This window comes from Lysinibacillus sp. NPDC056232, assembly GCF_042267565.1.
Lineage (GTDB): Bacteria > Bacillota > Bacilli > Bacillales_A > Planococcaceae > Lysinibacillus.
Genome location: NZ_JBHJTF010000001.1, coordinates 382,775 through 397,706, shown reverse-complemented (window position 1 = coordinate 397,706; position 14,932 = coordinate 382,775). Strand labels below are relative to the sequence as shown.

Here is a 14,932-nt window from a genome sequence, read left to right as displayed (position 1 = left end):
CTATATCAACAACCGACCAAGAAAATGTCTTGGTTGGAAAACTGCAAACGAGGCTTTTAATGAGCAATTGTTGCACTTAATTTGACAAATCATCAGATACAAAAGTTAATATTAGTAAAATCGGAAAAAAAGTAAAATGAAGATTCATCCCTTCTTTTGCGTGATTGGCAAAATAATCATTCCTACCCTTTGATACCAAGTATACTAATATTGGTAAAATAAAAGTTAATAAAAGTGAGAATAAATGCATTAAACTTGCTAGCACTCTGGTTAATAAACTTTCCTTTTTCAATCGTCCTACCTCCAATGGCATAAATTATTGGCTACCGCTTTATTTTTGGTAACTAAATTCATCATAAAAGGTGACGCTACTAGAGATTCAAGTACAAAAGTTTATTTAATTTAAAATTCCTTAGTTAAAATTTTCAGTAATACTATCTCTACATTGGAGAATCATCAATATAGCTTATTGAGTTATTCTGCCTCGTTAGCCATCCATGTAGCGCAAAAACCAGCGCTACACCACAGAAAATGAAAGATGATTAAGTTCTTTCATGGGAGTTCAAAAAAAAAATGAGCTGCCTATGCAACTCAATAATCTTTAATTAACGCTCCCCGTTAGTCGAATATAAACCAGCTACGCTAATTCCAAAATCGCGCCTGATTTTGGAAAATGATTTATTGTGGTCTCACTAAAGAATTCACGACCACCGAGAAAATACCTCGATTTCATAATGTTCTAAATCATCTTTAGACAATTTGGCTTTTAAATACTTTTCAACTTCAGGTATATCATTCTTATCATATACATCTATCGATATAACCGGATCAGTAACACCAATTTGAGTGCTTTGTACTTCATATTTATCCCACAATGAGTCTATAACTTGCTCTGTATTATATGGCTTTTGTTGTGCGTACAAAAATACCACAGACATTACAATAACACTCGTTAAAATTAGTGCTCCAAATTTTCTTTTAACACCCATTTTTTTCTCCTCCATCATTTGTTTATCACAATCTTGCGTCGTAAATAAATTTTCATTTCAATATAGATTTCGGTGTTTCTAATTAAAGTTGCTATCTATCATAAACCCGCTCTGTTAGTTCTAAAAATTAATAAAAAGAACATCACTCCTTCTTACCTACTAGTCATTAAGACTAATTATATGGAAGAATGTTATAACATTTGTTCAACTAAACTGCCCCGTTAGCCATCCATGAAGCGCCAAAAATCAACACTTCACCACAGAAAATGAAAGATGATTAAGTTCTTTCATGGGAGTTGAATTAGAAAAAGATGGGATCTCTATGGAATCCCATCTTTAAGTAAAGCACCCATTAGCTTAATAAGAGAAGTTAATTTCCGGAGGGACATTGTACCCCAAGGCGGATTATACAAAGTAAATCGCTAGAGCCCCTTGTTCCAACCCCAACGACAAGAACCGTCCCCTTAACCCAGCCACGTTTTTCCACTCTGGCATATAATTTTAATAAGGTTATTTTATAAAAAGCAATATAAAGGGGATATATATATATATGATTGTAGATGTTAATGTTTTCAACTTTACTGATATCACAACAGCATTAGTGAGCGCACAAGACGGAGATGTATTCAATTTTTTTATTATAAATGATATCAATTTCAGTAGTGTTGTTTTGATACAAAAAAATATCACAATTAACCTGATCAATAGCAGCGGCAGTAGTAGTGTTACACTTGCGATTACAAGTGGAGGAAGCTTTCGTCACTTTTCAACGTTAACAAACGGCAGTTTAACCGGAGTGTCGATGAATGTAGGTGTAGGTATCATCCTTGATGGCGGAGGGACGGGCGGAGGTATATTAATTTTCGGTTCCAATTGTTCCCTAACGCTTGATGGCAGCACAATTACCAATTGCAGGAGTAGTGGCAACGGTGGCGGCATCCTGGTTCAGGGCAATATTAGTAGAAGCAGTCTGATCATGAACGCCGCGCTCATAGAAAACTGTTTTGCTGGTAGTGGTGCCGGTGTCTTTGGTGCTGACTGTGACATCGTGATGAACGGTGGGGAAATAACAGGCAACCGTGCGAACAACAGCGGTGGCGGTATTACCACAATAGCGGGAGGGAACAGTCTGGGTTCCACCCTTACCATTAACGGAGGAATAATCACCGCTAATTCTACCGTGGTGGCTTTCGGTGACGCAGGAGGTATAAACGCGTTTGACACCATCGTTACAATTCAAAACAGTGAAATAAGCAACAATTCGGCCGACGGCAATGGCGGCGGCATCTATTCAATGCCACAATCTTTGGGTAGCAATGCAAATGCGCTTGTTATCATGAACAGCACAATAATTGGCAACAGTATAAGAAATTTCGGCGGAGGTATTAGGGTACAGGGTGTTCTAGGCGAATTTTCAATTACAAACTGCTTAATTACTGAAAATAAGGCAGTCAGTGTTATAGCCGGCTCAAATCAAGGCGGTGGCATTTACTTCTCCAGTGGTTCCACCCTTACCCTGAGCGACGGCCAGGTGACCGGAAACACGGCGGGAACAGGAGGAGGCGGGATTTTTGTAAATGATGGCTCTATCCTTGTCCTTACAGGGATCGCTGAGGTAAGCGGAAACCAGGCGGGCCTTGAAGGTGGCGGCATTGATGCATTTTCCGGCTCTTCCGTTACCATCGAAGGAAACGCAAGAGTTATCAATAACCACGCAAACAGCAACGGGGATCCCCAAAATGCTACCCGTGGCGGCGGAGGGATTGCGCTTTTTGCGTCGACCCTTACGGTAAATGCGAATGCGACCTTCAGCGGCAACTCATCTTTAAGCTACGGCGGAGCAATTTGGACTTTTCCGACATTCACTCCCATCTCAACTGTTACCATTACGGGCGGGACGATTGAAAATAATACAGCAAATTTTGGCGGTGGCATCTCCATGGGCGCCGTTCCAGGATTCACACCTACCTTAACGATAACCGGCGGCATAATTACGAATAACACCGCATTAACGGATGGCGGCGGCATCATTGCCATGGGTTCGCTCGTTTCAATCGCCGGCGCTGAAATAACAAATAATACCGCCGGTGGGGACGGCGGAGGTATATTTACGGATGAGCTCGCCAATGTAACGGTATTTGCCTCCGTTATATTCAGTGGAAACCTTGCGCAAACATATGCGTATTGGGCTATCACAAGCGGGGGTGACAGCGATATATATAAGACGCATATATTTACAGAGCATTTCAGCACTTTCATCCCAAATCAGACGCCGCCACCGTTGGTATGGTCTTTTCTAAATGCTTATAACAATTACGACATCAACTATGTTAAGCCGGTGAAAATCGTAACAGTAAACTTTGTAGAGTTCAATAACCCCGCCCATGTGATACATTCAACCATTATTAACAGTTTTATTGGCGCCACGGTAATCATTCCGCCGTTTGAAACGTTTACGGACATCAATGGTACGCTATGGACATTGTTCCCTCCAGACCAGCCCGCACAAACAATACAATTAATCAATCCTGAGGCAGATTACGTCGTTACATTCACTTACGCAACAACACCTATATTCACGATAACACGTAGGTCTGTTAACGCCTGCTGTAAAGGCATTCGCATTGATTGCGATAACTGCTAACTGACCTGTCATCGGTAAAAAGCGCCACGTCTTGTGGCTTTACCGAAATGACCGACATCGTGTCTACCCTCCTGCAGGTCAAAGCACAAAGCCGAATCCGGAACTATTCCGCTGTAATAAATGGATTTTCTATTGAAGCATTTATTAATATAGAAGTTTTTCAGTTTTATTTCAATTTACCCTATTGTTAAAACGCTTGTTTATTACCGTTATATAAACTATCGGAAGTGTTTAAAATCTTTTGTATCTATTTAATTTTGTTTAGTTGTTCACTTTTTTAATAATATTTGAAGTTGTATATTAACTTAAAAGTCACTCCACTTGAGGAGTGGTGCGAACTTTTTTACAAATTATCAAACTTTATTTTAAGCTATTTTCTAAAAGATTGTTGCTGTTAAAACATAAAAACAGTGTTAATCTACAAAATGTGTAGAATCAACTCTGTTTTTATGTTTGATATTTTGTAAATCGAATATTTAACTAAAGCACCCCGTTACTTTAAGTACATTTCTTCACAAACTTAATAGGGTGCGATTGCTTTTATTAAGGCTGTTTTGATTGTTGCTCTCTTGAAAATACTGAATATGGTTGAATATAATGCATTTTCAGGAGGCGTTCAATAATGTGGAGATATGTATATGAAGCAGTCGGAGAATTAGGAAAAGCAGATCAACTAGCCTTATTTAAGGCAATGAAACAAGATCTATATCCAAAAGAAGAAAATAAAATGGAAGAATTACTTCCTAAGATCAAGGAGTCTCGCTTTTCGTCTGGTTTAGGTTGTCTTCATTGTGGAAGTACTGCCGTAAAACGTAATGGTAAATATCGTTCTAGACAAAGATATTTATGTAAGGATTGTGGAAAAACATTTAATGATATGACAAATACGCCTTTTTCAGGTTCGCGTTATCCGGAAAAATGGATTGAATACATTAAAATGATGATAAACGGTGTTACATTACCGAAGATTTCAGACTCTTTAAAAATTCATATATCTACCGCTTTTTATTGGAGACATAAGATTTTAAACGCTTTAGGAAGTCACGGCTTCAACCAATTATCTGGCATCATTGAAAGTGATGAGACTTTCTTTCGTGAATCTTTAAAAGGTCGTAGATTTACACATCGTAAACCAAAAAAACGAGGAGAAAAGGATGAAAAACGAGGGATTTCAAATCAGAAAATTGCTGTAGTTGTAGCACAAGATCGAAATAACAATATTATTGCGAGGATGGCAGGTAGAGGTCGTGTAAAAGCAGAAGAAATTAATGGGGTTGTCGGGGATTATATAGCCCATTCTTCTTTGTTATGCACGGATACCGCTACCAATTATAAAAAATTTGCAGCAGCAAAAAATCTTAAACACGAAACAGTTAATCTTAATCAAAATCAACGAGTAAAAAAAGGGATATTCCATATACAACACGTTAATAACTTCCATCGCCGTTTGAAAGGATGGATGGAACGATTTCAGGGCGTTGGTACGTATTATTTGGATAGTTACCTTTAGTGGTATCGTTGGCTTGAGTTACATAAAAACTTGGCATTTGAAAATCGGGTAGAGCAAATGCTTATTTCAACTTGTCAAAAATCTAACTATTTCACAATTGAAGCAATAAGAAAAGGCAAAGAGCACCATTTATCAGATGCTTTTTAAGCGGATTCAGTGGTTTACTGTTATTCAATTAGCGAAGCAAAAAGAGGTTTTCGCTGAATTAATATGGTTAATTTTATAAAATGTGGAATTTTTTTATTGTTTCTCCTTATAATATAATATACAATATATAAGCGTGTGTTTTTATACTACTAGATTTTTTGTAAGTAAAAGTGTGGGGTGGTTAATTGAATTTTATTACTTGGTCAATTATTGCAGCAGAAATTGGTTTTTGGATTGTTATAATACTCGGTCTAACTTTACGTTATGTATATAACTTTAAAAAAATGGGATCGTTCTTTTTACTTCTAACACCCGTGATTGATTTGTTTCTGTTAATCGTAACTGCTATAGATCTATTAAAGGGTGGAAATGCAACTACGTCTCACGCAATTGCTGCTATCTATTTAGGTGTGTCGATTGCTTTTGGAAAGAGTATCGTTCGTTGGGCTGATGAAAGGTTCTTATACTACATAAAAAAAGAGGGAACAAAACCTGAAAAAAAGACTGGTTTTGCATATGCTCGTAATTCTTTGAAAGGGTCTTTTCAGCATTTATTTGCATATATCATCGGAGCAGGATTTTTATTAATATTGATATACCTAGTAAATGATGCGGACCGTAGCTCTAAACTTTTTGAAACACTAAAAGTATGGTCTTTAGTACTGGGAATTGATTTTATCATATCTATTTCATATTTCATTTGGCCACGAGGAAAATAGTTATTTTACATAGAAGTAAGTAAAATATTTTAAAAATAATGAATGTTTTTTCTTCAACTAACCAGAGCTTTCGTTAAATTTTCGATTCACGAAATATCAAACCGAAAAGTCAGACTTATCCTACACATTTTGTAGATTAAATCTGTCTTTTAGTTTTAACAGCAACACTCTTTGAGTAAACAGCCTTTATTAAACAATCGCACCCGGAAGTTAAGTAACTTTATTTGACTTTCTGTTTAAACACTCGTCACGAAATGGCAAATCGGATTTTCAGCCTTGCGGCATTTTGCTTATATCCATATACAACGCGTTCCACCGATGACCGTCCGGATCTTCAAAACCGCAGCCGTACATCCAGCCACCCTTTTCACCCGGCTTGCTGAATACGGTGCCGCCGGCACGTTCAGTTTTCAAGGCGAACTCATCAACTTCATCCCTGGAGTTCGCCCCCAGAGAGAATAACACTTCAGTGCCCTGCCACGAATCTGCAACCGCATTACCAGCAAAACCGCGGAACGCGGATTCCGGGAAGATCATCAAAACAACCTGATTGTCTCCGACAATCAAACTGAATGAGCCTTCTTGACTCACATACTGCTCATTCAACCGAAAACCGAGCTAGTAAAACTCCTTTGCTCGTTTTGGTTCTCGCACTGGCAGGTTCAACCATAATTCTCTCGACATACCTAACAACCTCCTGATATAGAGATGCAGTAATCACTCTCACCCCTATATAAATTCAAATTCAATGCTTATTATAATCTTTCCTTCTTGTTTGGAAATTCATCCTTCTTCAACTATTCTGCTTCGTTAGTTCAATAAAGAAAAAAAGAGCTGCATAAGCAACTCAATAATTTTCCAATAATGCACCTTTTTGTTTAATAAAATTTTGAAACACTTTTACAGTATTCTTCTAACTCACTCAATGTAAATAATGATGTAATAGGGAATTCGCTTGAAGTTTCTTTAGAATATGTTAAATGAACCACTGCATATTTATTTGGTTTTTTAATCCAAAAAATAACATCATCCTTATCTTCTCTTCTAGCCACTGCTACAGCTTCTTTTCCGAAGAGAATGTGTTTTGGTGAAAGTTCTTTCTCCAATTCCTCATTAAAGGATTCTGACATACTTTTTGAAATCAACCACCACGGATCGTTCATAAAACTTTTTAATACTTCTTGCATTTTAGATAGTCACTTCCAATTTCAAATTTTCTAAACTTAATTCAACGTTATACTTTAATATTCCTTCTTGCACTAACCTGCTCCGTTAGCTTAATAAGCAAAAAGAGCTGTTTAGGCAGCTCAATAATCTTCAAGCAAACGCATTCGTTAGTTGAAGTACACTATGCCACAGCCTCATCTCAAACTAATCTTAGTTAAAGAATGAAAAAAGATAATCAATATTAAACATCATTATTTCATATAAAATCAAGAAAATTATTGTTTTAATATATTGTTTAGAATCCTTTAAGTACTTCCACTCTAAAATAGCCTGAAAATCCAATAAAAAAGTAATATAGAACATCCAATACCATTTAATATTCGTTTCATTTGTATAAAGAAATGGAAGCATACATAAAAAGATAACTAAAAGAACACCTCGCCCCCATCGGTTAATATTTTTAGCAGATGTATCCGAAATCTTTTTCTTTTCTATACCAAATAATTTATCTAGTACTTTTTCTAATATGAAAATTAAAATTGTAATAACAACGATAAATAATAAAATTTGCACAATATATACCCCTGATTATGCCATTGTACCTTTTATCACAACACAATTTTTCCGAGTCACCTTATTGCATTAACCTGCTCCTTTAGTTTAAGTAGAAAAAGGCTCTACTCCTTATTGAAGTAAAACCCCCGTTAGTACAATAAGTTCAATAAAAAAGACCATCAAAATTGATGGTCCTACTTCACAAACTATCACACAGTCATTAAAAAACAAAGGACATTGTAGCTAATAAAATCCTTCATTTTTAATTTTATTGTTCCATAACATTTCTAACAAACAATTGCTTATTTTCATGGGCAATTGCACTTACTATTGCAAGTAATAGTCCCGAAATAACGAATACAATTCTAATTCCTAACAAATCAGCTAATAGTCCCATAATAAGAGAGCCAACGCCAAAAATCCCAGTTCCGATAGCACCTAATGAGGTATAAACAGTTGACAACTGTTCTTTTGACACACTAGTTTGTATAACCGTTTGTTGAGGAATTTTTTTAATTTGTCCAAAAAGCCCTACACAGAGCGATAAAAGTAAGGAAATCATAGGAATACTGTTTAGGCTAAATAATATTGTGAATAAGAAACTTGCGAATGAACCGACAAAAATAAAGGTTCCTAATTTCTTTTCAACAAAAGAAGAAAATTTAATACAATAAGCACTTCCTAAAATCAGACCTAAAAAGTTAGCTCCATTGATAAATCCCCACCATTTTTCATCAACGTTCAAAGCATCGTTGACAAACACATATAAAATAGCCGCTATCCAAACCGTTGCTGCAATTGTTTCCAAAAATTCTATCCAAGCAATCCTTCTTAATACTGGAGTATTAGATAAAGTTTTCCAACCCTCTTTAATCTTTTCTAGTTTCCCTTTTAAATCGGTTGTTTCATAGATTACACTTTCTAAAAAGCAAAGTAATATGCTTGCAATTACAAATAAACATCCAACTAACCAAATAAGTTGTTGAGAACTCATAATAATTAGCAATGAACTTCCTACGAACCACATACCTGCTTCTATGACCTGCGTAATAGTTTCTGAAATTCCATTAGCTTGAATTAGATGTTCAGGTTTAACATAGTATGGAGTCAATGTCTGTCTTATTGGATTTGCACAACCGTCAAAAAAGGCAATCAATCCTATTATTAAAAAGATAAAATAATAATTAGCTGCTGTTAAACCAATTAACATAAATCCTAGAATAAAGAGTAAAATCGTTTTTACAATTTGTGACCCAGCAAGTAACCATTTAAGATTTAATTTCTCAACCAGAAGAGGTGTCAGCAGACTGGATATAAACATAGAAGAAGCAATCGTAAATGGCACAAACGATGCTGCAAATGTAGAACCTGTTAATACAAAAATTGTACTTATAACACTGACTATATATAATACATCGCCTATATTAGCGAGTGACTGACCCAATAGTAATAAAGAAAAATTTCTATTCAATTTCATTATATATCCCCCAATATTTCATTCGAATTTTGGCTTAATAGGGGAATATTAGATTGGACTATTCATTAAAATTCAACTCCTATCATATATCGGACAAATCTGGGGGATGTAGATTTATCACAAGTTTTGTATCATCAAGAAATATTTACATGAATTATAGCATTGTTTTTCAAAATATTACACTTCCATAGTAATTAGTATCCATATATTATTTTCCTTACGATTCTTTTATTTTTTTATTCAGTATATGCTCCATAAAAATAAAAGAATCCTACTTCCGCTAACCTGCCCCGTTAGCCATCCATGAAGCGCCAAAAATCAACACTTCAACACAGAAAATGAAAGATGATTAAGTTCTTTCATGGGAGTTCATTATTCATCCTCATAACCCCATATTTACACTTTGATTATAAAAAGCGAAGCGGCAACAACAAAGCGCCCAGCCGGAACGGAAATCAACCTCACGTTATGCTAATAGGTCACAAACTACCCAAAAATGGAAAATTACACTAACTTTCTATTAGCAATAGAATTAATATTCATCTATACTAATTTTACAGTTAATATTTAAAAATTGTATGTTATAGAAAAAACGTAAATGACTTACAATAAAAAGCCTAATAATAAAGGTGTGTAAAGATGAATACGATTATGGAAATACAGAACATTTCTAAACAGTATAGAGGTAAGAAAATTATAGAGAATGCTACATTTTCTATTTGTGCCAATCAAATTATAGCTCTAGTAGGAAAAAATGGGTCCGGTAAAAGTACCCTTCTAAAAATCATTGCGGAATTAGTTGATGCAGATAGTGGTTCTATTGTAAAACATCGACAATCTTTAAAAATTGGCTATGTGCCAGAAGTGACCCCTTCACATATTTTATTTACGCCTGAAGAATATCTTTATCATATGGGTAGTATTCGAGGTATGTCCAAAAAACAATTACAGCAAAAAATAAATGAGTTACTTGAATTATTTCATTTACAGGAAGCTCGAAACATTCGGATTGTTAACTTTTCTAAAGGTATGAAGCAAAAGGTTATGATTATGCAGGCAATGCTTGAAGACACTGATCTACTAATCTTAGATGAGCCATTATCAGGACTTGATCCTAAAGCCCAAAGTGATTTAGAAGAAACCCTTTCGATATTAAAGGCCAAAGGGTTAAGTATCGTTTTAACATGTCACGAAACAAAATTACTGCAACATCTTGTTGATACTGTTCTTGTTATTCAAAATAACAAAGTCAATCAAACTGATTCATTACATAAGAGTCATACATTGAAAAATAAATTAATTTTTGAGATTTCAAGCGTGAATTTATTAGATGACATGCTATCTATTCTTGAAATTCAACAGCAAAATCTTTTAGACAACGGTTGTTATGAGGTCATCACCATTATTAATGCAGAGGAAACAGACCGAGTATTATTAGAGCTACTACACAAAAAAACCTCAATTAAACAATTAATCCCGATCAATGAAAAGGAGGAACAATTCTATACCCATTTTTAATGAGGAAGAATAGACGCCAATATGACTAGTTTATTACGTTATCAATTTATCAATTATTTAAGAACCTATCAATATGTTCCACCTTTTTCAATTTTCATATTATGTCTTGTTGTTAATTATACTTTTGTACCAAATCCAATATTAGATAGTTATTCATTTACAGCTATCATTCTATTTTTTCTAATGGGATGGTTTACAATTACACTATTTCACGCGGAAGATGAAGGACAAAAAGTAATGACAACACTTCATGCCAAAAGTCGAACACACTATAATTTAGGAATTTTTATTCTTTGTGTACTCATTGGTTTATTCTTAAGCTTTGTATCAGTAGCCTACCCTACTCTTATTGGCGCCTTTGGAGAAAAACCAAGATTGATACATCAATTACTAGGATTCCTCTCACATTTTAGTTTATCTGTACTAGCGATTGCACTTTCAGCAATATTTACGAGAGAACTCGTTAAAAACAAGCAAAATACTTGGTGGGGTGTACTTGGCATCTTAATTGTGTCTGTCGTGATTGCTACTTTAAAAGAGACCATTCTTCAGATCAAAGGGCTTATTTGGTTACTTCCCCCTGTCCGTCTTTCATTGGAAATGATGGGCTCAGAAGACTCTATTAAATCAATTCCTAACAGTTTTTATTGGCAATTTACTTGGATTTTCGCCTATTCGGCCATCGTCATCATGTTGTTCTTCCTCCTTTCGAATAGAAAAAGGAGATAAATTTCTTAAGAAGGAACATTCAATTCTCTTAAAAGTAAGCAAAATGAAGGAACAATATTTACATTAATCCTTCCTATTATTTAAATTTCCAAGAGAATAATTTCAAAAAATTAAGAATATAAACAATGGAAGTCAGAAAAAATTCGGAGAGTGAAGACATGATTCATGACATTGAGGAATATATAAATTATTTAGAGGGTGTTCATAAACGAACGATGCAATATGTGAAGGTAATACCTGAAGAACTTTTAGATTGGAAACCTTCTGAAGATAAATTTTCTATAGGTGATTTATTGCGACATATTGCATCAGCTCGTTTGATGTTTCTTGGTATATTTGAACATGGTTCGTGGACGTATGCAGGACATGATACTAGGAAGTGGGCTTCTCTTGAGGATATTTCAAATTATCTAGAGTCATGCCAAGTTAAATTAACAAAGGGTTTATTGAAAATTGGCAATGATGTGTTGTCAAATAAGGTTTTAACCCTTCATGGTCATGAAGTTAGTGCTTGGAGAATACTTATGTCCATTCCCGAACATGAAATCCATCATCGTGGGCAAATCTCTTCATATTTACAAATGAACAAGATTGAACCGCCTCAAATTTTCGGATTAAAGATTGAGCAAGTGAAAACATTATAATTTTATGAAAGAGTATGGACATCATCTTATATCCAAAGCTTATTTTTGTCTTTATATTAATCCCTCTGTTATATAGAGAGAAATTATAATCAGTGGGGTTTTTATCGTCCCCTACTCGTTATTTGTCTCCATCAATCGGTATTCTATGGCAGTTAATGCCGGATAAAAAAGGACCTATTGCAATTTATTATTACGATCATCTGATTTGTTTTGATGATATGTTAAAGCTAATGAAATGGTTAGTATACTTCCAAAAAATGAATCTATGATACGTACAACCATTATTCCATAGCTGCTAATCGATACCCTATCGATCATGCACCAAAGACATACATATAGTAGCGTTAAAATAAATATTAAAGCCCCAAAATAGAGTTTCTTATTAGCGCCAATTTTCGGAGTATCTTTATTCTTATTTAATGATGCTCTGTAATACATATAACCGATAATTAGTGAAATCCCCAAAAGTGTACTACCGTGTTGCAAAAATTTATAAATGGGTATTTGATAGCCATACAGATTGAAGGTATAGGTCAGAGTTGGGAAATTCCTTACCATAAATCCATTTGTATGTGTAAAAGAATCCCATACTACATGAGTTAACATTCCAAATAATGCTGAGTAACAAAAAATAACTACCTTCCATTTTTTACTTCCCACCACCTTGTAGCTAGATGTATCCTGTAGAAAGTTAGGTAAATGGTGGATTACATTCAAACGTATAATTTGATGATAAATAAAGTAAATCATTAATACTAAAGGGAGATTGAATAGAAAAAAACCTGTGAAGGTATGTCCTATTTCCCCTATTGGTTGGCCTCGTAAAAAATATTCAAAGTCAGGAGCCATACTACCTAAAACCATTGCGGAAAAATTAATATATCTACTTTTTCTGGTAAAAGGTAATACTGCCGCAGGATGAGCAAATGTTAATGGCATAGTATCTCCCTTCTATTTAACTTCTTTCAGCGGGTGTTTGGACACCCGCTGAAATATAGGAACTCGGTCTAAGAACGCCACGTCCTGTGGCATTACCGAAATGACCGACATCGTGTCGGCCCTCGTGTTGTTGCCGCTGACGCTTTGCTTTCGCGCAGATAAAACCCTTTTGCTGACGCTTCGCTTTCGCACAAAAAACATCTGCCGCTACGCTTTCGCGCAAAAAAGACCTGCAGGCCTAAGAACAAAGCCGATTCCGGACGCAATTATGCCGAGGCATAATTGATCAATATATTTATTACAACGTTCTTCATTTCTAAAAGTTACTTAGAAATGAAAAGGTCTGCTGATTCCATCATTAATTTTTGTGTTGTAAGAATTTATTAATAATTTAATAAGGACCTTATAATAAATCCCCTGGTTGGGCAATTTTTCGTGCGTTAAATGATGATAACACTATATAATAGAAGAAATTCAAACTAGATTGGATGGGGTTACATGGAAACAATTCATATTCCTATCGATGCTGAAAATATTATTAGTACCTCAAGTAAAGGCGATCAATCGAAATGGCGTATCGGCAATAAGTGGGTCAAACAAAATACACGAGGTTATGAGGGGCAAGCAGAAGTATTAGCTTCCCTCATGCTTGAATGCTCAACTATTGATCGCTCTAAATATGTCGTCTATCAGCCATGTATCATTCAGTTGGCTGACGGTGAACAATTTGAAGGCTGCTATTCACTCGACTTTCGTGGTACAAAACAGGAAGTGACACTTGAGCGCTTGTTTGAAGCAAATTTCAGCTCTACTGACCCTATTACAAATAACAAAACACTGTCTACTAAAGAAAAATTCGAGCAATTAATGGCGCAGGTTGAGCAGTATACAGGACTCGTTGTACATTATCAGATTGCACAACTATTCGCTTTTGATGCCCTTATTCTAAATGAAGATCGGCATACAAATAATATTTTATTTTTATACGATCCAAAAGAAAAGACTTGGGAGCTAGCGCCTATTTTCGATAACGGGCTTAGCCTATTATCTGATGAAAAAGACTATCCACCTGGCAAACCTTTAACAATTATCAATTATGCCTCGGCATAATTGCGTCCGGAATCGGCTTTGTGCTTGCACAAAGAACTCCTTTTCGATTCCGTGACATCCGCCGGAGGCTTTAACTTCTTTCAGCGGGTGTTTGGACACCAGCTGAAAGAAGTTAAAGAGAAAAGTAAAGGCAAAACCACTGAATTCATCTTTCACAAAACAACTTGCTCTTTACGAAGGACCACCTTTTATTGATAAGGAGAAATTAGTAGCGACAATCGATCAATCACCGTACGATTTTGGACGTGCTAAAGACGTATTACTTTCACAGTTGCGTAATCCAGTTTTGAAACATTTATTCATAGAAAGAAGTGAAGCTATTGATTGATTACATGACTTTTGACGTGATGTGGATGGATGACATTATTGCAAATGTTGAGTTAAAACCGACTGATGGTGGCACACCATATGTCATTAACTATATTGAAGATTTTAACAAGCAATTTTCGCCGACGATGGAGGGGCATATTACTTTAGAAGAACTGGAACGTTGGCTAAAATGGCGAACCTTCCCCCCTACTCGGGTCAACGCAAAAGAATTACTGGCTTCACTGGATATGCAAGCCTATAATCGCTGGGGCATCGTGAGGAAAACACATGGTGTCATGGCAGATGATGAAATTTGGATTCGATTTAAAGGCGAAATCCTCACACATCGGGATGTCTGCTTACGCAAGGATCTATACTATCCTGAGGAACCAAACTTTCTAGAATTTCAATAAGTTAACTGGTGGTAAACCTCTTTAACAGGAGTTTTTTAAAATTAAACGAGCTCTCAGACGTA

Annotated in this window: 15 protein-coding genes and 1 pseudogene; 8 read left to right on the top strand and 8 right to left on the bottom strand. The window is 35.5% G+C overall.

All coding sequences use genetic code 11. From position 1 onward, the window contains the following. Window positions 1-76: 76 nt before the first annotated feature. The gene (locus ACFCYJ_RS02040) at window positions 77-292 is read right to left on the bottom strand and encodes a magnetosome magnetite crystal formation protein family (protein WP_376069993.1); all 216 of its coding nucleotides are present in this window, start codon (window positions 290-292) and stop codon (window positions 77-79) included. Window positions 293-701: 409 nt separating this feature from the next. Continuing rightward, on the bottom strand, window positions 702-989 hold the full coding sequence (locus ACFCYJ_RS02035; RefSeq protein ID WP_376069991.1) for a YolC/YozM family protein: 288 nt from the start codon (window positions 987-989) through the stop codon (window positions 702-704). Window positions 990-1,539: 550 nt separating this feature from the next. Here ACFCYJ_RS02035 and ACFCYJ_RS02030 point away from each other — a divergent pair. From ACFCYJ_RS02030 to ACFCYJ_RS02020, 3 genes and pseudogenes are all read left to right on the top strand, one after another. Further along, window positions 1,540-3,633, top strand: coding sequence for a beta strand repeat-containing protein (locus ACFCYJ_RS02030; protein WP_376069988.1), 2,094 nt, complete (start codon window positions 1,540-1,542; stop codon window positions 3,631-3,633). Between the two features lie 622 nt (window positions 3,634-4,255). Further along, a pseudogene (locus tag ACFCYJ_RS02025) lies at window positions 4,256-5,290 on the top strand (IS1595 family transposase). Between the two features lie 185 nt (window positions 5,291-5,475). Beyond that, window positions 5,476-6,009, top strand: a complete 534-nt coding sequence (locus ACFCYJ_RS02020) for a hypothetical protein (protein WP_132358150.1) — start codon at window positions 5,476-5,478, stop codon at window positions 6,007-6,009. Between the two features lie 270 nt (window positions 6,010-6,279). Here ACFCYJ_RS02020 and ACFCYJ_RS02015 read toward each other — a convergent pair whose 3' ends face one another. The 4 genes from ACFCYJ_RS02015 to ACFCYJ_RS02000 form a co-directional block, all read right to left on the bottom strand. Further along, the gene (locus tag ACFCYJ_RS02015; protein WP_376069985.1) at window positions 6,280-6,615 is read right to left on the bottom strand and encodes a VOC family protein; all 336 of its coding nucleotides are present in this window, start codon (window positions 6,613-6,615) and stop codon (window positions 6,280-6,282) included. A 272-nt stretch (window positions 6,616-6,887) separates the two neighbouring features. Next, complete coding sequence (locus ACFCYJ_RS02010) at window positions 6,888-7,196, bottom strand: hypothetical protein (protein WP_376069982.1); 309 nt, start codon at window positions 7,194-7,196, stop codon at window positions 6,888-6,890. Window positions 7,197-7,386: 190 nt separating this feature from the next. After that, window positions 7,387-7,749: a DUF4181 domain-containing protein gene (locus ACFCYJ_RS02005; protein WP_376069979.1), complete on the bottom strand. Its 363-nt coding sequence runs from the start codon at window positions 7,747-7,749 to the stop codon at window positions 7,387-7,389. A 250-nt stretch (window positions 7,750-7,999) separates the two neighbouring features. After that, the gene (locus ACFCYJ_RS02000; protein ID WP_376069976.1) at window positions 8,000-9,208 is read right to left on the bottom strand and encodes an MFS transporter; all 1,209 of its coding nucleotides are present in this window, start codon (window positions 9,206-9,208) and stop codon (window positions 8,000-8,002) included. Window positions 9,209-9,847: 639 nt separating this feature from the next. Here ACFCYJ_RS02000 and ACFCYJ_RS01995 point away from each other — a divergent pair. From ACFCYJ_RS01995 to ACFCYJ_RS01985, 3 genes are all read left to right on the top strand, one after another. Continuing rightward, window positions 9,848-10,726: an ABC transporter ATP-binding protein gene (locus ACFCYJ_RS01995; protein ID WP_376069973.1), complete on the top strand. Its 879-nt coding sequence runs from the start codon at window positions 9,848-9,850 to the stop codon at window positions 10,724-10,726. Window positions 10,727-10,747: 21 nt separating this feature from the next. Further along, window positions 10,748-11,455 carry an ABC transporter permease gene (locus tag ACFCYJ_RS01990; RefSeq protein ID WP_376069970.1) on the top strand — a complete coding sequence of 236 codons (708 nt, stop codon included), beginning with the start codon at window positions 10,748-10,750 and terminating at the stop codon, window positions 11,453-11,455. A gap of 158 nt (window positions 11,456-11,613) precedes the next feature. After that, the gene (locus tag ACFCYJ_RS01985) at window positions 11,614-12,099 is read left to right on the top strand and encodes a DinB family protein (RefSeq protein ID WP_376069967.1); all 486 of its coding nucleotides are present in this window, start codon (window positions 11,614-11,616) and stop codon (window positions 12,097-12,099) included. Window positions 12,100-12,273: 174 nt separating this feature from the next. Here ACFCYJ_RS01985 and ACFCYJ_RS01980 read toward each other — a convergent pair whose 3' ends face one another. Beyond that, window positions 12,274-13,038: a DUF4184 family protein gene (locus tag ACFCYJ_RS01980; protein ID WP_376069965.1), complete on the bottom strand. Its 765-nt coding sequence runs from the start codon at window positions 13,036-13,038 to the stop codon at window positions 12,274-12,276. A 16-nt stretch (window positions 13,039-13,054) separates the two neighbouring features. Continuing rightward, a complete protein-coding gene (locus tag ACFCYJ_RS01975; RefSeq protein ID WP_376069962.1) occupies window positions 13,055-13,261 on the bottom strand; it encodes a hypothetical protein in 207 nt (68 codons plus the stop codon). A 275-nt stretch (window positions 13,262-13,536) separates the two neighbouring features. Here ACFCYJ_RS01975 and ACFCYJ_RS01970 point away from each other — a divergent pair, with 275 nt between their 5' ends. Both ACFCYJ_RS01970 and ACFCYJ_RS01965 read left to right on the top strand, forming a co-directional pair. After that, entirely contained in the window at window positions 13,537-14,148 is a 612-nt protein-coding gene (locus tag ACFCYJ_RS01970; protein WP_376069960.1) for a hypothetical protein, read from the top strand. A 353-nt stretch (window positions 14,149-14,501) separates the two neighbouring features. Continuing rightward, window positions 14,502-14,870 (top strand): hypothetical protein, encoded by a 369-nt coding sequence (locus ACFCYJ_RS01965; RefSeq protein ID WP_376069958.1) that lies wholly within the window; start codon window positions 14,502-14,504, stop codon window positions 14,868-14,870. Window positions 14,871-14,932 lie beyond the last annotated feature (62 nt).